Source organism: Erythrobacter sanguineus (assembly GCF_900143235.1).
GTDB lineage: Bacteria > Pseudomonadota > Alphaproteobacteria > Sphingomonadales > Sphingomonadaceae > Erythrobacter > Erythrobacter sanguineus.
This window is the reverse complement of sequence record NZ_FRDF01000002.1, coordinates 1-24,205: the sequence shown is the minus strand read 5'-3', so window position 1 is coordinate 24,205 and position 24,205 is coordinate 1. Positions and strand designations below refer to the sequence as shown.

At 63.1% G+C, this 24,205-nt stretch carries 26 protein-coding genes and 1 tRNA gene; 10 read left to right on the top strand and 17 right to left on the bottom strand.

Features of this window, described 5'->3' with window-relative positions; translation table 11 throughout:
• Positions 1-56: 56 nt before the first annotated feature.
• Complete coding sequence (locus tag BUA05_RS01405; RefSeq protein WP_072672895.1) at positions 57-509, bottom strand: GatB/YqeY domain-containing protein; 453 nt, start codon at positions 507-509, stop codon at positions 57-59.
• Positions 510-649: 140 nt separating this feature from the next.
• Here BUA05_RS01405 and carA point away from each other — a divergent pair, with 140 nt between their 5' ends.
• The 4 genes from carA (at position 650) to greA (ending at position 6,445) form a co-directional block, all read left to right on the top strand.
• A complete protein-coding gene (gene carA, locus BUA05_RS01400; protein WP_072672894.1) occupies positions 650-1,828 on the top strand; it encodes a glutamine-hydrolyzing carbamoyl-phosphate synthase small subunit in 1,179 nt (392 codons plus the stop codon).
• A 59-nt stretch (positions 1,829-1,887) separates the two neighbouring features.
• Entirely contained in the window at positions 1,888-2,196 is a 309-nt protein-coding gene (locus BUA05_RS01395) for a hypothetical protein (RefSeq protein ID WP_143150227.1), read from the top strand.
• A gap of 295 nt (positions 2,197-2,491) precedes the next feature.
• On the top strand, positions 2,492-5,845 hold the full coding sequence (gene carB, locus BUA05_RS01390; protein ID WP_072672892.1) for a carbamoyl-phosphate synthase large subunit: 3,354 nt from the start codon (positions 2,492-2,494) through the stop codon (positions 5,843-5,845).
• 123 nt (positions 5,846-5,968) lie between these two features.
• Complete coding sequence (gene greA / locus BUA05_RS01385) at positions 5,969-6,445, top strand: transcription elongation factor GreA (protein WP_072672891.1); 477 nt, start codon at positions 5,969-5,971, stop codon at positions 6,443-6,445.
• A 32-nt stretch (positions 6,446-6,477) separates the two neighbouring features.
• On the opposite strand, the gene BUA05_RS01380 is transcribed toward greA, so the two are convergent.
• From BUA05_RS01380 to BUA05_RS01355, 6 genes are all read right to left on the bottom strand, one after another.
• The gene (locus BUA05_RS01380; protein WP_072672890.1) at positions 6,478-6,966 is read right to left on the bottom strand and encodes a GNAT family N-acetyltransferase; all 489 of its coding nucleotides are present in this window, start codon (positions 6,964-6,966) and stop codon (positions 6,478-6,480) included.
• 11 nt (positions 6,967-6,977) lie between these two features.
• Positions 6,978-7,208, bottom strand: a complete 231-nt coding sequence (locus tag BUA05_RS01375) for a DUF4170 domain-containing protein (RefSeq protein WP_072672889.1) — start codon at positions 7,206-7,208, stop codon at positions 6,978-6,980.
• Between the two features lie 68 nt (positions 7,209-7,276).
• Complete coding sequence (locus BUA05_RS01370; RefSeq protein ID WP_072672888.1) at positions 7,277-7,855, bottom strand: hypothetical protein; 579 nt, start codon at positions 7,853-7,855, stop codon at positions 7,277-7,279.
• A complete protein-coding gene (locus tag BUA05_RS01365; RefSeq protein WP_072672887.1) occupies positions 7,852-8,238 on the bottom strand; it encodes a hypothetical protein in 387 nt (128 codons plus the stop codon). Before BUA05_RS01365 ends, BUA05_RS01370 begins: the two co-directional genes overlap by 4 nt.
• Positions 8,235-8,675, bottom strand: coding sequence for a phage holin family protein (locus BUA05_RS01360; protein WP_084662404.1), 441 nt, complete (start codon positions 8,673-8,675; stop codon positions 8,235-8,237). The genes BUA05_RS01365 and BUA05_RS01360 overlap by 4 nt, the downstream gene beginning before the upstream one ends.
• Before the next feature lie 36 nt (positions 8,676-8,711).
• Complete coding sequence (locus tag BUA05_RS01355) at positions 8,712-9,332, bottom strand: dehydroquinate synthase/iron-containing alcohol dehydrogenase family protein (protein ID WP_072672886.1); 621 nt, start codon at positions 9,330-9,332, stop codon at positions 8,712-8,714.
• A 172-nt stretch (positions 9,333-9,504) separates the two neighbouring features.
• On the opposite strand from BUA05_RS01355, the gene eno reads away from it, so the two are divergent.
• On the top strand, positions 9,505-10,791 hold the full coding sequence (gene eno, locus BUA05_RS01350) for a phosphopyruvate hydratase (protein WP_072672885.1): 1,287 nt from the start codon (positions 9,505-9,507) through the stop codon (positions 10,789-10,791).
• Here the strand turns inward: eno and BUA05_RS01345 are convergent.
• The 4 genes from BUA05_RS01345 to ribB form a co-directional block, all read right to left on the bottom strand.
• Entirely contained in the window at positions 10,788-11,204 is a 417-nt protein-coding gene (locus BUA05_RS01345) for a MarR family winged helix-turn-helix transcriptional regulator (RefSeq protein ID WP_245790039.1), read from the bottom strand. The two genes, eno and BUA05_RS01345, sit on opposite strands and share 4 nt — an antisense overlap.
• Before the next feature lie 241 nt (positions 11,205-11,445).
• Positions 11,446-11,658: a hypothetical protein gene (locus BUA05_RS14655; RefSeq protein WP_143736636.1), complete on the bottom strand. Its 213-nt coding sequence runs from the start codon at positions 11,656-11,658 to the stop codon at positions 11,446-11,448.
• Between the two features lie 162 nt (positions 11,659-11,820).
• Positions 11,821-12,243, bottom strand: coding sequence for a 6,7-dimethyl-8-ribityllumazine synthase (ribH, locus tag BUA05_RS01340; protein WP_072672884.1), 423 nt, complete (start codon positions 12,241-12,243; stop codon positions 11,821-11,823).
• Between the two features lie 4 nt (positions 12,244-12,247).
• Complete coding sequence (gene ribB, locus BUA05_RS01335; protein WP_072672883.1) at positions 12,248-13,495, bottom strand: 3,4-dihydroxy-2-butanone-4-phosphate synthase; 1,248 nt, start codon at positions 13,493-13,495, stop codon at positions 12,248-12,250.
• 81 nt (positions 13,496-13,576) lie between these two features.
• Here ribB and BUA05_RS01330 point away from each other — a divergent pair, with 81 nt between their 5' ends.
• The 3 genes from BUA05_RS01330 to BUA05_RS01320 are packed head-to-tail and all read left to right on the top strand — an operon-like array spanning position 13,577 to position 14,762.
• Positions 13,577-14,074, top strand: coding sequence for a tyrosine-type recombinase/integrase (locus BUA05_RS01330; protein WP_072672882.1), 498 nt, complete (start codon positions 13,577-13,579; stop codon positions 14,072-14,074).
• 35 nt (positions 14,075-14,109) lie between these two features.
• Positions 14,110-14,433 carry a type II toxin-antitoxin system RelE/ParE family toxin gene (locus BUA05_RS01325; protein ID WP_072672881.1) on the top strand — a complete coding sequence of 108 codons (324 nt, stop codon included), beginning with the start codon at positions 14,110-14,112 and terminating at the stop codon, positions 14,431-14,433.
• 5 nt (positions 14,434-14,438) lie between these two features.
• Positions 14,439-14,762, top strand: a complete 324-nt coding sequence (locus BUA05_RS01320) for a helix-turn-helix domain-containing transcriptional regulator (protein WP_072672880.1) — start codon at positions 14,439-14,441, stop codon at positions 14,760-14,762.
• Between the two features lie 797 nt (positions 14,763-15,559).
• Here BUA05_RS01320 and BUA05_RS01315 read toward each other — a convergent pair.
• From BUA05_RS01315 to BUA05_RS01290, 6 genes are all read right to left on the bottom strand, one after another.
• Positions 15,560-15,635, bottom strand: a tRNA-Lys gene (locus BUA05_RS01315).
• A 130-nt stretch (positions 15,636-15,765) separates the two neighbouring features.
• Positions 15,766-16,899 (bottom strand): rod shape-determining protein RodA, encoded by a 1,134-nt coding sequence (gene rodA / locus BUA05_RS01310; protein WP_072672879.1) that lies wholly within the window; start codon positions 16,897-16,899, stop codon positions 15,766-15,768.
• Complete coding sequence (gene mrdA / locus BUA05_RS01305; protein WP_072672878.1) at positions 16,896-19,085, bottom strand: penicillin-binding protein 2; 2,190 nt, start codon at positions 19,083-19,085, stop codon at positions 16,896-16,898. Before mrdA ends, rodA begins: the two co-directional genes overlap by 4 nt.
• Positions 19,082-19,636: a rod shape-determining protein MreD gene (locus BUA05_RS01300; protein WP_072672877.1), complete on the bottom strand. Its 555-nt coding sequence runs from the start codon at positions 19,634-19,636 to the stop codon at positions 19,082-19,084. The genes mrdA and BUA05_RS01300 overlap by 4 nt, the downstream gene beginning before the upstream one ends.
• Positions 19,636-20,577: a rod shape-determining protein MreC gene (locus BUA05_RS01295; protein ID WP_072672876.1), complete on the bottom strand. Its 942-nt coding sequence runs from the start codon at positions 20,575-20,577 to the stop codon at positions 19,636-19,638. The genes BUA05_RS01300 and BUA05_RS01295 overlap by 1 nt, the downstream gene beginning before the upstream one ends.
• 47 nt (positions 20,578-20,624) lie before the next feature.
• Positions 20,625-21,668 carry a rod shape-determining protein gene (locus BUA05_RS01290; protein WP_072672875.1) on the bottom strand — a complete coding sequence of 348 codons (1,044 nt, stop codon included), beginning with the start codon at positions 21,666-21,668 and terminating at the stop codon, positions 20,625-20,627.
• A 203-nt stretch (positions 21,669-21,871) separates the two neighbouring features.
• Here BUA05_RS01290 and mutL point away from each other — a divergent pair, with 203 nt between their 5' ends.
• Positions 21,872-23,740 (top strand): DNA mismatch repair endonuclease MutL, encoded by a 1,869-nt coding sequence (gene mutL / locus BUA05_RS01285; protein WP_072672874.1) that lies wholly within the window; start codon positions 21,872-21,874, stop codon positions 23,738-23,740.
• Positions 23,741-23,946: 206 nt separating this feature from the next.
• Positions 23,947-24,205, top strand: a 259-nt coding sequence (locus BUA05_RS01280; RefSeq protein WP_245790049.1) for a helix-turn-helix domain-containing protein, incomplete at its 3' end; no start/stop codon positions are given.

The following is a 24,205-nucleotide window of genomic DNA, read 5'->3' as shown; positions in this document are numbered from 1 at the left end:
TTAGGTGCGCCCGAACGCCTGCGGGTTCAAGCGTCCCCTGTGGATGTGTCTGTGACTTACGAAAGCGCCGCCTTGACCAGCGTGCTCGCCAGCTTGCCGTCAAGCACCGCGCCATGGCGGGCCTTCAGTTCTCCCATCACCGTGCCCATGTCCTTCATGCTGGACGCGCCGGTTTCCGCCTTGATCGCTTCGATTGCGGCGACCGTTTCCGCCTCGCTCAGCATTTGCGGCAGGAATTCCTCGATCACGGTGAGTTCGGCGCGTTCCACCGCCGCCAGTTCTGCGCGCCCGCCAGCGTCATACATCTCAATCGATTCGCGGCGCTGCTTGGCCATCTTCTGGAGCACGCTGACCACCAGTTCATCGTCCGGAATCGCCTTTGCCGAGGTCCGTTCCTCGATATCGCGGTCCTTGATCTTGGCGCTGATCTGGCGGAGCGCGGCGGTGCGGTCTTTTTCGCCCGCTTTCATTGCGGTGATGGTGGCGGATTTGATATCATCACGGATCATGACGTGTTTCCTGTGGATGGAACTTTGGCGCGCGCCTCTAACGCAATTATCGGCCCAAGCCTAGGTTGACGCGCGGGGCCATGGAGCCTAGCGGACGAAACTTAGCAACATCGCTGGCTTTATCTGCAACGGAGCGCCCCATGGCCGACCCCGCATCTTTCCGCGCGCAACCTTCCGGCGCGACCGGTTGCCTTGTCCTGGCCGATGGCACGGTGATCTGGGGCCGCGGGTTCGGTGCGGTTGGCTCTGCGGTGGGCGAGGTGTGCTTCAACACCGCGATGACCGGCTATCAGGAGGTGATGACCGATCCCAGCTACGCTGCGCAGATCGTCACCTTCACCTTCCCGCATATCGGCAATGTCGGCGCGAATCCGGAAGATTTCGAAAGCCGGGTCGAAGGCGCGGTTGGCTGCGTGGTGCGCGAGGACGTGACCGAGCCGAGCAATTTCCGCAGCACGGAACGCTTTGTCGAATGGATGGCAAAGGCGGGCAAGATCGGTCTTTCGGGCGTCGATACCCGCGCGCTCACCCGCCGCATCCGCCAATCGGGCGCGCCCAATGCGGTGATCGCCCATGCGCCGGACGGCAAGTTCGACATTCCTGCCTTGATAGCGCGCGCGCAGGGCTGGGCCGGGCTGGAGGGGATGGATCTGGCCATCCGCGTCACCCGCGACAGTCAGGAAAGCTGGGAGGGCGGATATTGGCGGCTCGGCCATGGTTACGGCCGCGCCGCGCGTGACGCGACCCCGCATGTGGTCGCGGTGGATTACGGCGCGAAGGACAATATCTTCCGCAATCTGGTGAAGGCCGGCGCGCGGGTGACGGTGGTGCCTGTGAAAACCTCGTTTGACGAGATCATGGCGCTGGCTCCTGATGGCGTGTTCCTCTCCAACGGCCCCGGCGATCCGGCGGCTACGGGGGAATACGCGGTGCCGGTAATCGCCGCGCTGCTGGAGGCCGACGTGCCGCTGTTCGGCATCTGTCTGGGGCACCAGCTCCTCGCACTGGCCGCGGGCGCGAAGACGATCAAGATGCACCAGGGCCACCGCGGCGCGAACCATCCGGTGCAGCGCGTGGGCGAGGGCTGGGGGGAGACGTCTGGGCTGGTCGAGATCACCTCGATGAACCACGGCTTCGCGGTGGATGTCGACACGCTGCCGGAGAATGTCGAGCAGACCCATGTTTCGCTGTTCGACGGGACGAATTGCGGGATTGCGATCAAGGGCAAACGGGCCTTCGCGGTGCAGTATCACCCTGAGGCATCGCCGGGGCCGCAGGATTCATTCTACCTGTTCTCGAAGTTTGTGGGGGGGCTGTGATGTTTCCGCAGATAGACCGAATTGCTGAGACAACGCGCCAAGTGGCCACAAAAAGTGCCATGAACCCGATGCTCTGGATTTCCGGTCTGACCACTCCATTCGCAATTGGCGCGGCGGCCATGAGTGATGGGCCAATGCAGTATTTTTTCGCTGTTCTTGCCTTCGTGCCGATTGCCTACTCGATCAGAGCTTATGACTTCTGGATGAAAAAAGATCCCGACCGGCTTCAATCTGAACGGTATCTTATTGAACGGCAGATTGTCGGACGTATTGGCTATAAATCCGATGATGGAGTGGTCGAGGCTGAAGTCTCCAGTCAGCCGATATTGATTGAAAATCCAAAATTGGACGCAGGAGATGTGCAGTGAGGACATTTTCCCTTTCTCATGATCCCTTCGATCCCAAGATTTCACCTAACCAAGTCCAAGAAATTGTCAGAAATAACAGATATATAATTAACTGGTATTTTCCGTTTGCTGGAACCTGTATCTTCAAATCTGAAGTCGGGATTCACACCTTGGCCCCGTCATTCCGGGCAATGCTGAATGGTGCTCCATTCATTTTGAGTGAAGTTGAACCCCACAATATGGGTGGCGCTCAGGATCAAAGCATTTGGAATTGGATCAATTCCGGCCAGCTTCCTTCTTTGCCGAGTGCTCAATAATGCCCAAAAGAACCGACATTTCCTCGATCCTCGTCATTGGCGCTGGCCCTATCATCATCGGGCAGGCGTGCGAGTTCGATTATTCCGGCACGCAGGCGATCAAGGCGTTGAAGGAGGAGGGCTACCGCGTCATCCTTGTCAATTCCAACCCGGCGACGATCATGACCGATCCGGAATTCGCCGACGCGACCTATATCGAGCCGATCACGCCCGATATCGTCGCCAAGATCATCGCCAGGGAACGGCCCGATGCGTTGCTGCCCACCATGGGCGGGCAGACGGCGCTGAACTGCGCGCTGGCGCTGGATGCCGATGGCACGCTGGCGAAATACGGCGTGGAGATGATCGGGGCCAAGGCCGACGCCATCGACAAGGCGGAAAACCGGATGCGTTTCCGCGATGCGATGACCGGCATCGGCCTCGAAAGCGCGCGGTCGGGCATCGCCAACACGCTCGAAGAAGCGCGTGTGATCCTTGAGCGCACGGGCTTGCCCTCGATCATCCGCCCCAGCTTCACGCTTGGCGGCACGGGCGGCGGGATCGCTTACAACAAGGCGGAATTCGACCAGATCGTGCGCGAAGGCCTCGATGCCTCGCCCACCACCGAAGTGCTGATCGAGGAATCGCTGCTCGGGTGGAAAGAGTTCGAGATGGAGGTGGTGCGCGACCGCAAGGATAACGCGATCATCATCTGCGCCATCGAAAACGTCGATCCGATGGGCGTGCACACCGGGGACTCCATCACCGTCGCTCCGGCGCTGACGCTGACCGACAAGGAATACCAGATCATGCGCAATGCGAGCATTGCTTGCCTGCGCGAAATCGGTGTCGAAACAGGGGGTTCCAACGTCCAGTTCGCGGTCAATCCCAAGGATGGCCGGTTGATAGTGATCGAGATGAACCCGCGCGTGTCGCGGTCTTCCGCGCTGGCATCCAAGGCGACCGGCTTCCCCATCGCCCGCGTCGCGGCGAAACTGGCGGTAGGATATACGCTGGACGAACTGACCAACGAAATCACCGGGGCGACACCTGCCAGTTTCGAACCCACCATCGATTACGTCGTTACCAAGATCCCGCGCTTTGCCTTCGAGAAGTTCAAGGGCGCGGCCAATGACCTTTCGACCGCGATGAAATCGGTCGGCGAGGTCATGGCGATCGGCCGCAATTTCGCCGAATCGATGCAGAAGGCGCTGCGCGGGCTGGAGACGGGCCTTGATGGCTTCAACCGCGTGCCCGAGCTGGAGGGTGCAAGCCGCGATGTCATCAATGCCGCCCTGTCGCGCCGCACGCCTGATCGGTTGCTGAAGGTCGGGCAGGCCTTCCGCGAGGGGCTTACGTTGGAGGACATCGCCGCGGTCACCTTCTACGATCCGTGGTTCCTGCGCCAGATCGAGGCCATCATCGCTGCCGAGCGCGAGGTGCAGAAGGATGGGCTGCCACGCGATGCGCAAGGGCTGCGGCGGTTGAAGGCGATGGGCTTTTCCGACCGGCGGCTCGCCACGCTGGCGGTGCGCTCTGTCGGCGTGGCGGGCGGTATGGGCGAGACGCAGGCCAAGCGGTCTGGCCTGCTGCATGATGCACTGGTCGCCATGGCCGGGGCCACCAGTGAGGACGAGGTGAGGGCGCTGCGCCACAAGCTCGGCGTCTTCCCGGTGTTCAAGCGGATCGATAGCTGCGCCGCCGAGTTCGAGGCGATCACGCCCTATATGTATTCGACCTATGAAGCCCCCAGCTTTGGCGTTTCCGGTTCTTTTGGGCCTGAATGCGAGGCCAATCCGTCCGACCGGCGCAAGATCGTCATCCTCGGCGGCGGGCCGAACCGGATCGGGCAGGGGATCGAGTTCGATTACTGCTGCGTCCATGCCTGTTTCGCGCTGGGTGAGGAATGGCATGGCCCGGCCTTCGAGACGATCATGGTCAACTGCAACCCGGAAACCGTCTCGACCGATTACGACACCTCCGACCGGCTTTATTTCGAGCCGCTGACGGCTGAAGACGTGCTCGAAATCCTGCGGGTGGAACAGCAGAGCGGCGAGCTTGTGGGCGTGATCGTGCAGTTCGGCGGGCAGACGCCGCTCAAGCTGGCGCAGGCGCTCGAGGATGCGGGCATCCCCATTCTCGGCACCTCGCCCGACGCGATCGATCTTGCCGAAGACCGCGAACGCTTTGCCAAGCTGGTAGCCAAGCTGAAGCTCCAGCAGCCCGAAAACGGGATTGCCCGCAGCCGTGACGAGGCAGCGGCGGTGGCCGCCCGTATCGGTTATCCGGTGCTGCTGCGCCCGTCCTATGTGCTGGGCGGACGGGCGATGGAGATCGTCGATTCCGAAGCGCAGCTCGATGATTACATCGCCACCGCGGTCAATGTGTCGGGCGACAGTCCGGTGCTGATCGATCAATATCTGCGCGATGCGATCGAATGCGATGTCGATGCGGTGTGCGATGGCACCGAAGTGCGGGTGGCCGCCGTGATGCAGCATATCGAGGAAGCCGGGGTCCATTCGGGTGATTCTGCCTGCACCCTGCCGCCCTATTCTCTGCCCGCCGAAATCATCGCCGAAATGGAGCGACAGACCGAAGCGCTGGCCTTTGCGCTCGGCGTGAAGGGGCTGATGAATGTGCAGTTCGCGGTGAAGGATGGGGTCGTCTTCCTGATCGAGGTCAACCCGCGCGCCAGCCGCACCGTGCCGTTCGTCGCCAAGGCGACCGGGCAGCCAGTGGCCAAGATCGCCGCGCGCGTCATGGCGGGCGAGCCGCTGTCGAGCTTCGAGCCGTTCAAGCGTGATCTGCCCTACATGTCGGTGAAAGAAGCGGTGTTCCCCTTTGCCCGCTTCCCCGGCTGTGACCCGGTGCTGAGCCCGGAAATGAAATCGACCGGCGAAGTGATGGGCATTGATGAAAGCTTCGAGGCGGCCTTCCTCAAGTCGCAGATCGGGGCGGGCATGAACCTGCCGCGCGCGGGCACGCTGTTCGTTTCGGTCAAGGATACCGACAAGCCGGCAATCCTGCCGGCGGTGCGGCGCCTGATCGAGCATGGCTTTACCGCCATCGCCACCGGCGGCACGCAAACCTGGCTGGCCGAACAGGGCCTTGCCGTGGAACGGGTCAACAAGGTCGCCGAAGGCCAGCCGCACATCGTCGACCGGATCATCGATGGCGACATCGCGCTGATCTTCAACAGCACCGAAGGCTGGCAGTCGCTGATGGACAGCAAATCGATCCGTCAGGCGGCGCTGGCGGGCAAGGTGCCCTACTACACCACCGCCACTGCTTCGGTGGCGGCGGCGGCGGCAATTGCCACGGTCGGGCCGGAGCAGCTTGAAGTCCGGTCATTGCAGGACTATTATGATGTCTGACTGACCTCGCCCTCCCCGACATTCTGATCCGTCGTGGCCGCGTTTTCGTAAAATGCGGTCTTCCACCAATGGGTTTATTTTTTGCCGGGCAGGGCCAAGAGCACACAGGAAGAGACAAAGGCGATGGCAACCATGGAAAAGGTCCCGATGCTGGCCGAAGGTTACGAGCGGCTGACCGCCGACCTCAAGGTGCTGCGCGAGGAGCGCCCGAGGATCGTCGAGGCAATCGAGGAGGCGCGCGCCCACGGCGACCTTTCGGAAAATGCCGAATATCACGCTGCCAAGGAACGGCAGGGTCAGGTCGAAGCCATGATCGGCGATATCGAAGGCATGGTCAGCCGCGCGCAGATCATCGATCCGACCACGCTGTCGGGTGACAAGATCATCTTTGGCGCGACCGTGACCCTGCTTGATGAAAGCGACAAGCCGGTGCGTTACCAGATCGTTGGCCAGACCGAGGCCGATGTCGGTCGGGGCCGCATTTCCTACAACTCGCCGCTGGCCCGCGCGCTGATCGGCAAGCAGGTGGGTGACGAGATCGAGGTGACGGTGCCTTCGGGCGAGAAGTTCTACCTCGTCGACAAGATCGAGTTCATCTGACGCTGGGGCGTTGTTCGCGGCGCAGCGCCGGATCAGGACAGCGGCTTGTTCATCGCGTAATTGTGGATCGCGACGTTCCGTCCCGCGTGAGCCACCGTGAAATCGTTGCGCTGAACCAGCCGAAAGCCGGCGCGGGCGAATACCGGGCGGGCCAGTTCGCTCGCTTCGGTGAACAGCCGGGTCATGCCTGCCGCCAGTGAACGCGTTTCGGCCTCGGCCAGCAATTGCCGGGCCAGCCCGCGTCCCGTGTGATCGGGGTGGCAATAGAGCATGTCGATATGGCCACCGGGCTCCAGCAGCACATAGGCCACTGGTTCATCGGCCGCATCGGTTGCGACAAGGATGATGTCCCCCTTGGCCGCGCTGGCAACGAACCGCTCCGGCCCCGGATGGCGTGCGACCCACGCGGCGACCTGCGCAGGTGCATAGGCGCGCGCGCCGGTCGTGCGGATCGCCGCCCCGGTCAGCACCGCGAGTGCTCCGGCATCATCTTCGCGCATCAGGCGGATGACGCCGGCCACGCGCAAGCGCCCTATTCTTCCGGGGTCAGCAGCTTGTGGATGTGCACCACGACATATTTCATCTCGGCATCATCGACCGTGCGCTGTGCCTGTGCGCGCCACGCATCGGCGGCGGATTCGTAGGAGCTGTAAACGCCGACGACGTGGATGCTTTCCGGGTCCTGGAATTCAATCCCGCGCGGATCCTTGACGCGGCCACCCATCACGAGATGGAGCCGCTGGGTGGGGGTGGTTTCTGCCATGTTGCTTGTCCCTGGGGAGAAAGGATGCGCGGGGCTTTAGCGGCTCTCGCGGCAAGGGCAAGCCTGTGTCAGCTTTTGATTTTGCTGACTGTGTCACGCACGGCGCGGGTGGCCTTGCGCCTTGCCTTGCGGGCCGTGTGGCGGGCGCTGTCGGTGGCGGCTTCGACCACTTGGGTTGCATCGCGGCGGACGCGGCGGGCGGCGGACCCGGCATCGTCGCCAAGATCTTCGACCTTGTCCTGCCCGGCGCGCGCGGTTTCGAGCAATTCGTCCACCAGCTTCATGATCCAGGCTAGCGCCGCATCGCCGATCAGCGTGCCGAGTTGCGTCCCGCCGCGCGCGGCCACGCCCTTGACCCCGGCGGCTGCGCTGCTCGCTGCGCCCGAGGCTGCGGTGCCGACGGCGCCAGCAGCCCGGGTGGCAACGCGCCGTCCCGGACGGGTGGCAAGGCCGACCAGCAGGCCGATCACCACCGCGCCGCCGATCACGGTCAACGGGTGAGCGCGGGTATATTCGGTCGCTGCCTCCGCCGCCTCGCGCGCCTGATCGGCCAGCGTTCGCTCGGCATTGCGGCGCTCGCTCGCCTCGATCTTTGCGCGCAGGGCATCGCGTTTGTCGATGGTGGTAAGTGCGGCCTTGTCATTCATGGTGTTTCTCCTTCGGCGGCGGGCGCTTCGGCGTTTTCGCGTGGCCCGTCCTCACCGGTATTTTCCTCGATCATATCGTCGCCATCATCCGTATCGATCAGCGCCAAGATCGGCCCGCGCATCAGCCACAGCATAATCGCACCCATCAGCAAGGCGAGCACGCCGGGATTGTCGCCGGCACGCTGACGGGCCTGTTCAAGCACGTCACCTGCTCCATTGCGGACGCGCGAGGTGATGGTGGAACCGACGCTGGATGAAACGCGGCTCGCCACGCCCTGTTCGCCCAGGCTGGCGCGCAGGCGGGCGACGTCATCCTCCAGCACCGCGCGGGCGGCATCGCGCAAGGCGCGATCCTCGATGAAGCGGGGGGGCAGGGCGGTCATGCGCTGTCACCCCCGCCATTGCCGAACAGCACGGCGAGCAGACCTGCATCCTTGCGCGCGGCCAGCACCAGCCCTGCCACACCCACAAGCATCACCCCGACCACGATCGCAATTGCGCCCCAGATCGTGACCAGCGGTGCCAGCGCAATCACCGCGCCCACCGCCAGCGCGATCAGCGCGATGTGCAGCAGCACCAGCGCCAGCACCAGCAGCACCAGCGCGCGGCCAGCGGTCTTGCCAGCGATGGCCGCGCGGGTTTTCTGAAAGGCAATCTCGGCCTCGGCATAGGTGCGCGCATCTTCTGCCAGGACGGTGATTTCCTCGCGCAGCGCGGCAAGCGCGTCCTCGGCGGCGGCGAAACCGCTATCGGTCGCGCCGTCGCACGCGCCGGCCGCATCGACCGGCGGCTCGGGATGGCCGTGTTCAGTGTCCTCCATTGGCGGGTCCTGCAAGGGTCAGGGTCTCAGGCCCGATCAGTCGCGCTTGCCGCCCAGCATCCGCGCGATGAAAAAGCCGACCACGGCTGCAATTCCCACCGCCACACCGGGGCTTTTGCGCACAAATTCGCGTGCATCATCGCTGATCTCGTCAACGCTCTTGGCTTCAATCCGGGCCGATGTTTCAGCCAAGCTGCGTGATGCCTTGCGGGCATAATCGCCATATTGCTCGCCCAGCCGCTCGTCGATCTGCTGCGCGCTTTCGCCTACGACCTTGCCGAGTGATGCAATCGCGTCGCTTGTCACCTTCTTGCCCTCGACCGCCAGTTCGCCTGCCTTGCCCATGGCCTGATCGCCGTAGGTTTTTGCCTCGCTCACCAGATCGCCGCTTTTGGCCTTGGCCTGTTCGCCATAGGTTTCGACCCGGGTTCCCGCTTCGGCGCGCAGGGCTGCGGCCCCGGCCTTTGCTTCTTCAAGCGCAGCGTTGAAGCGGCTCTTGGCTTCGGCCGTGTGGCCAGCAGGCGCTGCGGGCGCGGCATCCGCGCCGCGCGATGTCGCGCCGGTCTTGCGCGATGCGGCCTTGGCCGGGCTGCTGCTTCTGGTGGTGGCGCCCTTTGCGGACTTGGCCGGGGTCTTCTTGGTGGTTGTGTCTGCCATGACGTTGGTCCTTGTTTGCAAAGTGTCCGGGCATGGGCGCCGCGCCCGCTTGCGCCGGAGACTTCCCGCGCATAGGGACGACGGTGAAAGGCGTGCGACTGAGTCAATAAGCCAGAATCATGCCATCGAAAGTGTCTTACCATCCTACAACACATTCCTGCCGGAGCCAAACATGACTGCCATCATCGACCTGCACGGCCGCGAGATTCTGGACAGCCGCGGAAACCCCACTGTCGAGGTCGATGTGTTGCTGGAAGACGGCAGCTTTGGCCGTGCGGCGGTGCCATCGGGCGCGTCGACCGGCGCGCATGAGGCGGTTGAGCTGCGCGATGGCGATCCGGCGCGCTACCTTGGCAAAGGCGTGCTGGGGGCGGTTGACGCAGTCAACAACGAGATCCGCAATCTGCTGATCGACAATTTCGATGCCGAGGACCAGCGCGACATTGATCTGTCGCTGATCGCGCTCGACGATACGCCCAACAAGGCGCGACTGGGCGCGAACGCGATCCTCGGCACCAGTCTTGCTGTGGCCAAGGCGGCGGCCAATGCGCGCGGGCTGCCGCTCTATTCCTATCTTGGCGGGGTATCGGCCCATGTGCTGCCGGTGCCGATGATGAACATCATCAACGGCGGCGAACATGCCGACAACCCGATCGACATTCAGGAATTCATGATCATGCCGGTTGGCGCTGACAGCATCGCCGAAGCTGTGCGGTGGGGCGCAGAGGTGTTCCACACTTTGAAGAAAGGCCTCGCGCAAAAGGGTCTGGCCACCAGTGTTGGCGATGAAGGCGGCTTTGCGCCCGATCTTGCCAGCACCCGCGCGGCGCTCGATTTCATCATGGAATCGATTGCCAAGGCGGGCTTCACCCCGGGCGAGGACATCGTGCTAGCGCTGGATTGCGCCGCGACCGAGTTCTTCAAAAACGGCAAATACGAAATTTCGGGCGAGGGGTTGAGTCTGTCGGGCGAAGAAATGGCCGATTACCTTGCCAAGCTCTGCGCCGATTACCCCATCCGCTCGATCGAGGACGGGATGAGCGAGGATGATTTTGCAGGCTGGGCGGCACTTACCGCGAAGATCGGCCATAATGTGCAACTGGTGGGTGATGATCTGTTCGTCACCAACCCCGCACGCCTGTCCGACGGGATAGCCAAGGGGCTGGCCAATTCGCTGCTGGTCAAGGTCAACCAGATCGGCACGCTGACCGAAACGCTGGCCGCGGTCGATATGGCGCACCGCGCGCGCTACACCTGCGTGATGAGCCACCGTTCGGGCGAGACCGAGGATGCGACCATCGCCGATCTCGCGGTTGCCACCAATTGCGGGCAGATCAAGACCGGATCGCTCGCGCGGTCGGATCGGCTTGCCAAGTACAACCAGTTGATCCGCATCGAAGAAGAACTGGCAGACAGTGCGTTCTATGCCGGGAAGGGCTGCTTCGGCTCATTGATCTAGGGTTCGGCACCCACCGCGTCGAAGAACCGTTCCATTGCTGTAACGCCGGCGGGGGTGAGCCGCACCAGCACGCGGCGTTGATCTTCCGCGTCGCTTTCTCGCACAACAAACCCTTCATCCGCGAGCACGCCAAGCCAGCGCAGCCCGGTTGTGGCGGGGGCGGCCGATCCGATGCAGGCGCTGGATACAGAAACCGGCTTGCCTTCGACATGGGCAATATACAGGTCCAGCAGGATGTCCCATGCGGGTTCGCCAAACAATTCGGGATTGCCGAAGATGGCAGCGCGTTTGCGCCGCAGGGCGTAGGCCTGCCGGGCGATCCAGAGATAGCGATGCCTGCTGCGAGGCGTGCCGCCCGATGCAGCTTTCATGCCGGGTGAGCCGGGCTGTGCGTCTTCTGACAACTCACGCAATCTCGCCGCGATCGCCACCAGCTCTTCGGCAAGCGGATGTAAGTCCGATGATTGCAGTGGAGCTGCATCATCAGCATTCGGTATTTCGGCGCCGGATGACGCTTCAATCACCTTTCCGCTCCTGTACCAAGCTCTGCTCGATCGTGAATCTACGCTGTGCCACTTATGGGATCTAACCACGCGTAGGGGTTTTGGCTTTAAGGGTAAATACGTATGTATTTATTTTTACTTAGGAAATTTCCTACGCCTCTGGTCGGCCTGGGTCTGGCTGGAATGTCTCGGGAGCGGACGTGGCATCGGCCAGTTCAAGCCGCAATTGCTGGATTGACGCATCCAGATGAGCCGCACCAATATGCAAACCCATCCGGTCAAGTTCGGCAAGCTGCTGTTCGAGCGTTCCGATGATGCAAGACAAGTTGGAAAGATCCAATGCCGGTGGGGTAGCGTTTTCCAAGGTTAAATCCCGAAGCTGGCTGCACGAAGCTGCTAACCCGTGCGACCGGCGAGCAACAGCAGAAGCTGATCGGATATCGCGTTAACGGCCTACGGAAATCTACACAGGGAAACTACCTAATTGCGGTCGGGTGTCAAAATGGAACGGCTTTGTCTCCGCCAGTCAACGCCCGAAACGGTGCTGCAGCGCGTGCAGTGCCAGCGCCGCTTTTGCCGCCTCGCCGCCCTTGTCCTTCTGCCCCGGATCCGCGCGCACCAGCGCCTGATCCTCGTTTTCGACCGTCAGGATGCCGTTGCCGATGGCGATGCCGTCCATCGTCAATGCCATGATCGCGCGTGCGCTCTCGCCGGCGACGATCTCGAAGTGATAGGTCTCGCCGCGAATGACGACTCCGATCGCGACAAAGCCATCATATTGGTCGCTTTCAGCCGCGAGCGCGATGGCGCCGGGGATTTCCAGCGCGCCGGGCACAGTCAGCACCTCGGCTTCGTGCCCCTCCGCTGCCAGCGCGGCGCGCGCGCCGGCGATCAGCATGTCGTTGAGATGGGCGTAGAAACGCGCTTCGACAATCAGGATGCGGGCCATTGGGTTACTCCGGAATGGGGTGAAAGCTGGTAATGGTCAGGCCATAGCCCTCAAGCGCGACCAGATCGGGGCGGCTGTTTGACAGCAGCACCATGTCCGATACGCCCAGATCGACCAGTATCTGGGAGCCGATGCCGATATTGCGCAATTCCTCGTCCGGACGCCATTCACCGGTGCCGACGCGCCCGGTCAGGATCACGATCACGCCCGATCCATGCTCGCCAATCGCTTGCATCGCGCGTTGCAGCGTGCGCTTGCGCGGGCCGGGTTGGCCCAGCACATCGTCGAACACCGAAATCGGATGGACGCGGGCGAGGGTGGGCTCGCCGGGGATGACATGGCCTTTTTGCAGGACATAGGCCTCGTTGCCTTCGACCCGGTTGCGATAGGTGATCATCCGCCACTGGCCACCATAATCGCTTTCGAAGCTGCGCTCGTTCAGCCGCTCGACCAGATGATCATTGCGCATCCGGTAGGCGATGAGGTCGCGGATCGTGCCGATCTTGAGGTCGTGCCGCCTCGCGAAGGTCACCAGATCATCAAGCCGGGCCATGGTGCCGTCCTCGTTCATGATCTCGCAGATCACGCCCGAAGGGTTGAGTCCGGCAAGGCGCGAGATGTCGACCGCGGCCTCGGTATGGCCGGCGCGCACCAGTGTCCCGCCATCGCGCGCCATCAGCGGGAAGACGTGGCCGGGGGTGACCAGATCGTCTGCGCTCTTGGTGGCGTCAATCGCGACCGAAATGGTGCGCGCGCGGTCAGCCGCGGAAATGCCGGTGGTCACGCCTTCCTTGGCCTCGATCGAGATGGTGAAGGCGGTCTGCATCGATTCCTTGTTGTTGCGGCTCATCGGTTGCAGGCCGAGGGTGTCGACCCGGTCCTTGGCCAGCGCGAGGCAGATCAGGCCGCGGCCATGGGTGGCCATGAAGTTGATGGCTTGCGGGGTCGCCATTTGCGCCGGAATGATAAGATCGCCTTCGTTTTCGCGGTCCTCGTCATCGACCAGGATATACATCCGTCCGTTGCGCGCCTCGTCGATGATCTCGTCGATGCTGGCGAGCACCGGGCGATCATCATTGGCATCCAGAAAGGCCTCAAGCTTGGCGAGGGTTTCAGCCGTCGGGTTCCAGCTGACCTCGGCGCAATCGCGCAAGGTGTTGGCGTGGAGACCGGCAGCCCGGGCAAGACCAGCGCGGGTCATGCCGCCCGATGTGACCAGTTCGCGAACGCGTGTGATAGGTGATGTGCTCATAGGTCTGCACTATCACAGCAAAATGTGATTGCAAGGGGGCGTGCCTAGGGCGACGAGGCCCTGGAGGTCGGAGCAGCGGATGTGCGCCTGCTGATCCTGACGATGCAGCGGCGGCAGGAGGTTGCCGAAATGGATTGGAGCGAGATCGACTTCGACGCCCAGACCTGGCCCCTTCCTGCCGAGCGCGCCAAGAATGACGAGGCCCATGTCGTCCCACTATCGCCGTTCGCGCTCGACGCGCACATGCTTCGCATCATGACCGAGCGGCTTGGCCATTTCAGCCCAGAACCCTCGCCGGTCGTGATCCCTGATTGGCGGTTCCACGATATCCGCAGGACGGGTGCAACCAATCTCCAAGCGCTTGGTATTCCGATCGAGGTGACCGAGGCCGTACTCAATCATATCAGCGGGACGAGGGCAGGGGTGGCGGGCATTTACAACCGCTATCGATATGACCCCGAAAAGCGTGCTGCACTGGCGGATTGGGATGCACGATTGCAGGAAATGCTGCGTAACACCGCTGTGCCTGCATCAGGCCGATTGACCAATGGTAACATATACAATACCCATGTATTATGATTGTGCAAGAACATGTATTATGATTGTGCAAGAATATGTCCGGCGAGGATGGCACATGCCCGTTTCGGAGCTGGTTTGACGATCTCGATGTCCAGGCTGCGGCCAAGGTGGCAACCGCCATTATCCGCATGGAACTGGGCAATCTATCGAACGTCAAATGGATTGGCGGGGGACTTGGCGAGTATCGGATCGATTGGGGCCCGGGATATCGGCTCTATCTGACAAAGGAAGGCGATCAGTTGATCATCCTGTTCGTGGGCGGGGGCAAGAAGCGGCAGCAAGCGGATATCAGGCAGGCGGGCGCATTGCTCGATGAATACAAGGGCCGGAAGGCCGAGGCGAAGAAGACAAGGAATTAGGCAAAGTGGCGCTGACACGCGATTTCAAGGAAACGGTGAAGGGGCGGGCTGCGCGCGATCCTTCCTTTGCCAAAGCGATGCTCGACGAAGCCGCGACCGCCTTCCTCAATGGCGAGCCACATGTTGCACGCCTGATCCTGCGCGATCTCGTCAATGCCTCGGTTGGGTTCGAGGATCTTGCAACTCAAACCAATAAGCCGAGCAAGAGCCTGCACCGGATGCTCTCGGAAAGGGGCAATCCCAGCATGGACAATCTCGCGGCGATCTTTAGGGTGGTCAGCAAAATACTCGGCGTGGCCTTCGAAGCACGTGGTATTGAGGCTGCCTGACGATCTGGCTGCGCCCCGAAGTATGAGCGGACATCCAAAGTACCATTTCCAAAAACGTATTTTTTTTGGCTATCGATCCCGCCGCTGTGAAATAGATGCCAACCAAACCGTCATTCCAGGCTAGGCGAGCGTTTGGCGAACTCATTGTATTGTCACACCGCTCATAAGCCCGGTGGAGCGTAGGTAACCGTGCATTGTCTTCGGTTGTTGTATAGCGCTTCGAGTCGCGGCGCGTATCGAGAACCTGCATATCCATGGGAAATCTCCATGACGGCTGGCCGGGAGCCTTTCTCTCGACCCTCAATCCGTCACGGCGAAGCCCGCCAAACTCTCACTCTCAACTCTCAAGCCTTGTAGTTGCACGAGCGACCAGCGAGATCGCCATGGTAAAAAGCCGCACCCTGAAAGAGGCGGAGCATCGTGCCATCGCTTGCGCAGGCGGAGAGCCGGGGCCTGGCGGCTTTCCCGGCCTGCGCTTCGGACGATGTCCGCCGGATCAGAGTGCGTGCGGGGCCCCATGCGTCAGACACCGCGCCCTCAGGAGCAGGGCAGGCAGCCCTGCGGGACAGAGCGCGTCAGCAGCCCCGCTCCTCATTTCGGGGCGTTGCGGGGTGTCCCCGCTGAGGTGGGTGTGAAGAAGACGCGCAGCGGCTTCGACCAGGGAGGAAGCGTCCTCCCGCACATCGAAATCAAGCCTCTACGCCAGCCTACGAAACCCGTTGATTACGTGGCGATTACGTGGCTCTCGACAGCCTCTTGGGAGGGGTGTATCTTTGCACCTAAGTCGTTGAGAACTTTGGTGGACGCACTAGGGCTCGAACCTAGGACCCGCTGATTAAGAGTCAGCTGCTCTACCAACTGAGCTATGCGTCCATTCCGACGTTCCCCGCATGGGGGCCGGACAGCGAATGCGAGTGCCAAAATGCCGCTCGATTCGCGTGAGGCGCTGCATTTAGCGCGGCCAGCGCCGATGACAAGGGGATAATCGCGGGAAACGCCTGCTTCAGCCCGCCAGTCCGCGCCGCGGGGCGTTCTGGTTCCAGCGGTTGACCATCATCAGTACCCCGATGCAGATCATGTTGGTCAGCATCGACGATCCGCCATGGCTCATCCACGGCAGCGGGATGCCGACCACCGGCGCCATGCCCATCACCATCAGCAGGTTGACCGCGACATAGAAGAAGATCGTCACCACCATCCCTGCCGCCAGCAGGCTGGCAAAGCGATCATCCGAATCCTGCGCCACCTTCCACCCCCAGCGCAGGATGATGGCAAAGGCGGCCAGCACGAACAGCCCGCCGGCAAAGCCCCATTCCTCGGCCATGGTGGCAAACACGAAGTCCGTGTGCGGTTCTGGCAGGTAGTTGAGGTGGCTTTGCGACCCTTCGTTGAAGCCCTTGCCGAAAATCCCGCCCGATCCGATCGCGATCTTCGACTGGGTGATGTGGTAGCCTGCGCCCAGCGGATCGGCTTCGGGATCGAACATCGTCAGCACCCGGCGCTGTTGATATTCCTTGAGCCCGTAAAAAAAGGCGAGCGGTGCGATCACCATTCCCGCCGCGCCGCCGGCGATGAACCAGCGCAGCGGCAGACCCGCCAGCAGCATCACCATCGCCCCGCCGAACCCGATCGCCAAAGCAGTGCCGAGATCGGGCTGCAGCAGCACTAGGCCCATCGGCATCGCCACCAGCGCGCCGGGGATCAGCAGCGCGCGCCAGGTATTGGTCATGCCCACCGGCAGGCTGTAATAGAACATCGCCAGCGTCACCACGATGGTCGGCTTCATCAGCTCCGAAGGCTGGAGCACCATGAAGCCCAGATCGAGCCAGCGCTGGCTGCCCCCCCGCAATGCCCCCATTGCTTCGACCGCGATCAGCATCAGCAGCACGATGATATAGGCGGGATAGGTCAGCATCCGCACGAGGTCGCGCGGGAAGGCGGTGATGATCATGGCCATGATCATGAAGGCGCCAAAACGCAGCAGATGCGACGTCGCAAAGGGCACCATCGCCCCGCCAGCAGCCGAATAGAGCACCGCCGCACCAAAACCGACCAGCGCGAAAAGCGGGATCAGCATTTCCCAGGGCTGGCGGGCAATGGGTTCAGGAACAATTCCCGAAACGGTCACGGTGTTCATTCTGCAACGCCTCCCTCGGACAAGGGGGCGGACGCGGCGGCAGGCGCAGCCGTAGCCGCTGGCTCTGGCGCAGGCGGTGCTGGGGATTGCGCAGGCGCATCCGGCAATTCCGAAGGCGGTGATACCGGCGGCGTGCCTGAGGGATTGGCTTCTGGCCGCGGGGCGATTGCATCATCGGCAATCGCCTCCGATTGCTCGGCGGCGACGCGGGCTTCGGCCTCGACCCGGTCGAAGATCTCCTCGTCGCGGCGCGGCGGGCGGCGCACTTCGGCCCCGCGCTCGGCAGCATAGGCAGCATAGCGCGTTTCGAGCCGTTGCTGCGCGGTGCCGCCCCACTGTTTTTCCAGCGCGGCAAGTGCCTCCAGCCCCTTGGCCGGGTCGAACAGGAAGGTCGTGACATCGCGGGCAATCGGATAGGCGGCGCCCGATCCGCCGCCATGCTCGATCACCACCGCCCCGGCATAGCGCGGGTTGTCATAGGGGGCGAAGAAGATGAACAAGCCGTGGTCGCGATATTTCCATGGGCCGGTCTTGCCGTTGGAAATGCTGAGCGAGACGACCTGCGCCGTGCCCGTCTTGCCCGCGATCTGGACACCATCAATTGGCAGCCGTGCGCGTCCGGCGGTGCCGGGGCCATTGACCACGTCGCTCATCGCCTGCCGGACATATTCGACCTGATCGGCGGGAAAATCGATGGTGTCGAAGCCCTTGGGCTTGGTGTCGAGTGTGAGGCGCGGCATCACGTGGCGGCCGGTTGCAAGGCGCGAAGCCATGACCGCCAATTGCAGCGGGCTCGATAGCATGTAACCCTGCCCGATGGTGGCATTGACCGTGTCGAAGGTCTGCCATTCGCGGCCCCACTTGTTCATTTTCCACGCCGGGTCGGGGACGGTGCCATAGAACTGGCTGGTGACGGGGAGGGGGAATTCCTGCCCCATTCCGCAGCGCCGCGCCATCGCCGCGATCGGGTCCATGCCGACGCGCTGCGCCATCGCATAGAAATAGACATCGCAGCTTTGATAGATGCCCTTGGCCATGTTGACCGCGCCGTGGCCGCGCCGGTTCCAGCAGCCGAACACGCGGTTGCCGACGCGCAATCCGCCGCCGCAATATACGGTTTCCTCAGGGTCGACGCCCTGCTGCATCAGCGCCATCGACACCATCGGCTTGACCGTGGAGCCGGGGGGATAGAGGCCTTTGAGAACCTTGTTGCGCAGCGGCACGCGTTCATCGTCGCGCAGCATCGCATATTCGACACTGCCGATCCCGTCGGAAAAGGAATTGGGATCGAAGCTGGGCATCGAGGCCATGCACAAGAGGTCGCCGGTGAGGCAGTCCATCACCACCACCGATCCGCTTTCCAGCCCGATGCGGCGCGCGGCGTAATCCTGCAACGGGCCATCGATGGACAGGCGAACGGGCGCGCCCTGAATATCCTCGCGGGTTTCCAGATCGCGCACGATCCGCCCGCGTGCGGTAACCTCAACCCGCCGCGCGCCCGGGATGCCGCGCAATTCCTTTTCGAACTGTTTTTCAAGCCCGTCCTTGCCGATCTTGTAACCCGGCGTGATGAGCAGCGGATTGGGGTCTTTTTCAAATTCCTCGGCCGAAGCGGGGCCGACATAGCCGATCAGGTGGCCGACGCTGGAGGCGGTGGGGTAGAAGCGCGAAAACCCGCGCTGCGGCACCACCCCTTGCAGATCGGGCAGGCGCACGCTCAACGCGGCGAATTGTTCATATTCAAGCCCGCTGGCCACCTCGACCGGCTGAAACCCGCGCGACTGGGCGACCTTGTCCTTGATATCGGCAATGCGCGTGGCGGCAAGGCCCAGCAATTCGCCCAGCCGATCAATTGTCCCTTCGGGATCGGCCAGCCGTTCGGGAATGATGTCGACCCGGAAATCGGCCCGGTTCGATGCTAGCGGGGCGCCATTGCGATCAAGGATCCATCCCCGGCGCGGCGGGATCAGGGTAAGATTGACCCGGTTGCTTTCGGATTCGAGGCGGTATTTCTCGTTCTCGGCAATCGCGAGATAGCCCATGCGCGCGGCCAGCAGCACGCCGATGCCGCCCTGAACCGTGCCGATCAGCACCGCCCGCCGTTCGAAGGAACTGCGCAGGATCGAGGCGTTGAGGATTCTGGCGGGGCGCCGTGGGCGCTTCCCGCCGGAGAGGAACGATTTCACCCGATCCTCCGTGCCCGGGCGAGCCGGAATCGGTCCAGACTGGCCACCATGCGTGCCAGTATCGGGTAGAGCAGCACGGACAGCAAGACCTGTGGCAAGGCGACCACCAGCAGTTCCGACGTGAGCTCGCCCCCCGATACCAGCAAGGCCGCAAACCAGTACAATATGGCGACCAGCGCGGCGGTGAACCAATCCTGCCAGAAGCCGCGCCAGGGAAAGCGCGCCTCGATCAGTTCGATGCCGATCATGGCGAGCGACCACAGCAGCACCGCGCTGCCGAACGGCTGTCCGCTGACGAGATCGTCGAAGGCTCCCAGCGGCGCTCCGGCCCACAACGGCAACAGGCCGGGACGCATCAGCCGCCACGCGAGCAGCGTCAGAAAGCCGAGCGGCGGCAGCAACGGCATCACGTCGGCGATCAGCAGCACCGGCACAAGCGAGCCGAGCATGATCGAAAGATAGGGCACGCTGCCAGCGCGCAGGGGTGACTGGGTGCGGTTGATGCGGCTGCCATAATGGTCGGAACGCGCCCGCGGGTTGAGCCGCTCCATCACTCGCCGTCCTGTTCGGAAGCGTTCCCGCCCGGCTGCGGCGACGTTTCCGGTGCGGGGTCAAGCGGATCGCGCGGTCTGCGCAGCGCGCGCACCGCGTCAGGCTGGTAAATCGGCTCGACCACCACATAATTGGTGGCGGAAGGTTCGGCCAGCAGCCGCGCCATGCCCCCATCAGGGGTGATTTTCGTAATCAGCGCCACCGCCACGCCTGAGCGGTAATAGCCGCCAGCGCCGCTGGTCACCATCAGATCGCCCACTTCAAGCGGGTTGATACCGAGATTGATCAGCCGCACTCGCAGCAGGCCATCGCCGCGGCCTTCTGCAAAGGCGACCACGTCATCCTTGGCGCGGCGCACCGGCAGCACGCTTTCGCTGTCGGTCAGCAACAGCACCCGGGCCGAGTTGCGCCCTGTTTCCAGCACCCTGCCAATCACCCCGCGTTCCGAGACGACCGGCATTCCCGGAACAACACCATCGCTGCGTCCGACGCCAAGAAAGGCCATGCGTCGGCCGCTGGTCGCAGTCGAACCGACCAGCCGCGCGGTTGCCACGGGTGTCGCCTCGCCTTCCTCCAGCGCCAGCAGCGATTTGAGCCTGCGGTTTTCCGCCGCGATCGCATCGGCTTCGGCAAGCCGGATGCGCGCCAGTTCGACCTCTTCACGCAAGGCAGCGTTCTGGCGTCCGATGCGCAAATAGCCCGTGATGCCATCGAACAGGCCCTGGCTGCCGGAGCGAGCCGCGGCGGTGACTTCTCCTGCTGGTGCCACTGCATCGCTCGCTACCCCGCGCACGGGCGCAAAGGCAGCAGGCTGCCATAGCGACAACAGCAGCAACGCGAAGCCCAGCAACGCCCCCGCGCCGGCCAGCAGGTAGCCGGTGAACAGCGAGAATTGTGCCTTCTTCGAGAAGCCTGACCGTCGCGATGATGGCGGAGCCATGGCTTATAGTCCCTTCTGCCAGATCCTCCGGCTCAAGCTGGGGCGCCTTACGCCGTCATCAGCACGCCGCGATAGATCGGATCTTCCATGGCGCGGCCGGTGCCAAGCGCAACGCAGGTCAGCGGATCTTCCGCGACCGAGACCGGCAGGCCGGTTTCTTCGCGCAGGTGTTCATCCAGCCGCCGGATCAGCGCGCCGCCGCCCGTCAGCACGATGCCCTGGTCGACGATATCGGCGGCGAGTTCGGGCGCGGTGTTTTCCAGCGCGATCCGCACGCCTTCGACAATCGCGCCGATCGGTTCGGACAAGGCTTCGGCAACATGTGCCTGATTGATCGTGATTTCCTTGGGCACGCCGTTCACCAGGTCTCGGCCCTTGAGCGTGATGATTTCGCCGATCCCGTCTTCAGGCACCATGGCGATGCCGTAATGCTTCTTGATCCGTTCCGCCGTGGCATCGCCGATCAACAGGTTGTGGTGGCGGCGGACATAGCTGACGATGGCTTCGTCCATCTTGTCGCCCCCGGTGCGGACCGAGGTGGTGTAGGCCAGCCCGCGAAGGCTCAGTACGGCAACTTCGGTGGTGCCGCCGCCGATATCCACCACCATGCTGCCAACCGGTTCGGTCACCGGCATGTCCGCGCCGATGGCTGCCGCCATGGGTTCAAGGATCAGGTGCACTTGCGATGCGCCCGCGTTGGACGCTGCATCCCGGATTGCGCGCTTTTCCACCGAGGTCGACCCCGAAGGCACGCAGATCACGATTTCGGGATAGCGGAACAGGTTGCGCTTGCCATTCACCTTGCGGATGAAATGCTTGATCATTTCCTCGGCGATTTCGATGTCGGCGATCACGCCGTCACGCAAGGGCCGGATCGCCTCGATGCTGTCGGGGGTCTTGCCCATCATCATCTTGGCATCATCGCCCACGGCCTTGACCCGCTTGATCCCGTTGATCGTCTCGATTGCGACCACCGAGGGTTCGTTGAGGACAATCCCCTGATCCTGCACATAGACAAGGGTGTTGGCGGTCCCGAGATCGATCGCCATATTCTGCGAGCCGAACTTGAAGAGATTGGACAGGAAGCTCATTTCGGTTGGTTTTCCAGTGGTGGCGGGGCGGGATGCGCAGACCGGATATGGGGCACGGCTGCGCGGATTTCGACCCGGTTATGACATGACCTCACGCGCCTAGCGAATCCCTGCGCAAAACGCCAAAATAATTGTCCACGCGTTTGGTGATTTCTGCGCACTTGCCCTCGAATTTGCGACCACTGCCCGCTAGCGTGCGACAAATGCCCGAAATCCGCCGCCTCCCGTCCGCCTTGGTGAACCGCATTGCCGCGGGCGAGGTGGTTGAACGCCCGGCTGCAGCGCTGAAAGAACTGATCGAAAACGCGATTGATGCAGGCGCGCGGCGAATCGGCGTGACGCTGGCAGACGGCGGTTTGCAGCGGATCGAGGTAGTCGATGACGGCTGCGGCATGGGGCCCGAGGCGATGGCTTTGGCGCTGGAACGGCACGCCACATCGAAACTGCCCGATTCGCTGATCGGCCCGGATGGCGCGATCGAACTGGTCACCACGCTGGGCTTTCGCGGCGAGGCCTTGCCCTCCATCGCCAGCGTTGCGCGCCTGACCATCGAAAGCCGCGAGACGGGCGCCGCTGAAGGCTGGCGGCGGGTGATCGATCATGGGGCGGTGCTGACGGATGAACCGGCGGCGCTGCCGCCCGGCACGCGGGTGCGGGTGGAGGAATTGTTCGACAAGGTGCCCGCGCGCCGCAAGTTCCTGCGCACCGCGCGCAGCGAATATGCCGCCTGCCTTGACGTGGTGCGGCGGCTCGCGATGGCGCGGGCGGATGTGGGCTTTACGCTGGAGACGGTTGGCGACGCGGGCGGCAAAGAGTTCAGGCGCACGGTGCTCAGCCTGCAGGCGGGCGAGGAGCTGGCGACCCGCGTGGCGCGGATCATCGCGCATGAATTGAAGGACAATTCGGTTCCCATCGCACTCACGCTCGATACGCCCCACGGCACGATGCAGCTGACCGGGATCGCAGGCCTGCCGACCTATAATCGCGGCGTGGCCGATCACCAGTATCTGTTCGTCAATGGCCGCCCGGTGAAAGACCGGCTGCTGGTGGGGGCGGTGCGCGGGGCCTATGCCGACATGCTGGCGCGCGATCGCCACGCAGTGCTGGCGCTCTTCCTCGACCTGCCGCCGCAAGATGTCGACGTGAACGTGCACCCGGCCAAGACCGAGGTGCGCTTCCGCGACAGTGCGGGCGTGCGCGGGTTCATCGTTTCGGGTCTGCGGCAGGCGCTGGCGACGGGGGATCGCCGGTCTGCGCAGGGGCCGGATCGCGGGGCGATGGCGCGGTGGCAGGCAGAGCCGGTTTCTTCCCTCGCACCGCCTCCAGCGGCACTCGCCAGCATTTTTTCGGGTCGCGACTGGACGGCCCCGCACGCGCGTCTTGGCGACGCGCGTGCCGATTGGAATGCGCCGGTCGCAGCCTCACCGCAAGGCCGCGCCGAGGAAGCTGCGCCCTTGCCGGACCAGGCGGCGCAATACCCCCTCGGCATCGCGCGCGGGCAGGTGGCGAACACCTATATCGTCGCCGAATCCGCCGATGGGCTGGTGCTGGTCGATCAGCACGCCGCGCATGAACGGCTCGTGCTCGAACGCCTGCGCGCTGCCGGGGCAGGGGAGGCCAACCGCCGTTCACAGGTGCTGCTGGTCCCCGATGTGGTTGAACTGGACGAGGTCGATTGTGACCGGTTGGAAGACGCCGCCGAAGGGCTGGCGCGTTACGGCCTTGTCATCGAACGCTTCGGCATTGCAGCAATGTTGGTGCGCGCGGTTCCGGCAGCGATTGCCAAGGCCGACAGCGCGAAACTGCTGCGCGATCTGGCCGACGATATTGCCAAGCACGGGGCCCAGGAAGACAGCGGCGCGCTGCTGCTGGCCGAACGGCTCGAACTGGTGCTGGCGACCATGGCCTGCCACGGATCGGTGCGGGCAGGGCGGGTGCTGAGCGTGGCGGAAATGAACGCGCTGTTGCGCGAGATGGAGGCAACCCCGCGGTCAGGCCAGTGCAATCACGGACGGCCGACATGGGTGAAGCTGAGCATGGAAGACGTCGAGAAGCTGTTTGGGCGGCATTGAGGGGTGGTTGCTAGCCTGCAGCCGATTTCAATCAACTTTACGGCGCTGGTTGCTCGAATATGCCGAGAGGTGCCACTACCGATATTGTAAACACCAGATGAGGTCTGTGCTCAGGTAATACCAACCTGCATAATTTCTGACTCACGGGGATTCCCAAGGCTGCGGAAATCTGACTCAATGGCGCTGTGACATTGGAGATCGGCGCCATGGGAAAAGCGATTGGCTTGCGGGAAGATTTTGACGGCGCTGCGCTGCGACGATTGTCGCGGATGACGAGGAGCGCGAACCAGGCGCGGAGGCTGTTGGCCCTGGCCGAGATTTATGACGGCGGCAGTCGGAGTGCGGCGGCGCGGATCGGCGGTGTGGGGCTGCAGATCGTGCGCGACTGGGTGCTGCGGTTCAATGCCCGCGGGCCCGACGGACTTCTGGACGGCAAGGCGCCCGGCCCTCGCTCGCGGCTGAACG

Coding starts and splice junctions, on each gene's coding strand:
- BUA05_RS01405 (WP_072672895.1), bottom strand. CDS start 509: ATGATCCGTGATGATATCAAATCCGCCACCATCACCGCAATGAAAGCG.
- carA (WP_072672894.1), top strand. CDS start 650: ATGGCCGACCCCGCATCTTTCCGCGCGCAACCTTCCGGCGCGACCGGT.
- BUA05_RS01395 (WP_143150227.1), top strand. CDS start 1,888: ATGAACCCGATGCTCTGGATTTCCGGTCTGACCACTCCATTCGCAATT.
- carB (WP_072672892.1), top strand. CDS start 2,492: ATGCCCAAAAGAACCGACATTTCCTCGATCCTCGTCATTGGCGCTGGC.
- greA (WP_072672891.1), top strand. CDS start 5,969: ATGGCAACCATGGAAAAGGTCCCGATGCTGGCCGAAGGTTACGAGCGG.
- BUA05_RS01375 (WP_072672889.1), bottom strand. CDS start 7,208: ATGGCAGAAACCACCCCCACCCAGCGGCTCCATCTCGTGATGGGTGGC.
- BUA05_RS01370 (WP_072672888.1), bottom strand. CDS start 7,855: ATGAATGACAAGGCCGCACTTACCACCATCGACAAACGCGATGCCCTG.
- BUA05_RS01365 (WP_072672887.1), bottom strand. CDS start 8,238: ATGACCGCCCTGCCCCCCCGCTTCATCGAGGATCGCGCCTTGCGCGAT.
- BUA05_RS01360 (WP_084662404.1), bottom strand. CDS start 8,675: ATGGAGGACACTGAACACGGCCATCCCGAGCCGCCGGTCGATGCGGCC.
- BUA05_RS01355 (WP_072672886.1), bottom strand. CDS start 9,332: ATGGCAGACACAACCACCAAGAAGACCCCGGCCAAGTCCGCAAAGGGC.
- eno (WP_072672885.1), top strand. CDS start 9,505: ATGACTGCCATCATCGACCTGCACGGCCGCGAGATTCTGGACAGCCGC.
- ribH (WP_072672884.1), bottom strand. CDS start 12,243: ATGGCCCGCATCCTGATTGTCGAAGCGCGTTTCTACGCCCATCTCAAC.
- ribB (WP_072672883.1), bottom strand. CDS start 13,495: ATGAGCACATCACCTATCACACGCGTTCGCGAACTGGTCACATCGGGC.
- BUA05_RS01325 (WP_072672881.1), top strand. CDS start 14,110: ATGTCCGGCGAGGATGGCACATGCCCGTTTCGGAGCTGGTTTGACGAT.
- rodA (WP_072672879.1), bottom strand. CDS start 16,899: ATGAACACCGTGACCGTTTCGGGAATTGTTCCTGAACCCATTGCCCGC.
- BUA05_RS01300 (WP_072672877.1), bottom strand. CDS start 19,636: ATGGAGCGGCTCAACCCGCGGGCGCGTTCCGACCATTATGGCAGCCGC.
- BUA05_RS01295 (WP_072672876.1), bottom strand. CDS start 20,577: ATGGCTCCGCCATCATCGCGACGGTCAGGCTTCTCGAAGAAGGCACAA.
- BUA05_RS01290 (WP_072672875.1), bottom strand. CDS start 21,668: ATGAGCTTCCTGTCCAATCTCTTCAAGTTCGGCTCGCAGAATATGGCG.
- mutL (WP_072672874.1), top strand. CDS start 21,872: ATGCCCGAAATCCGCCGCCTCCCGTCCGCCTTGGTGAACCGCATTGCC.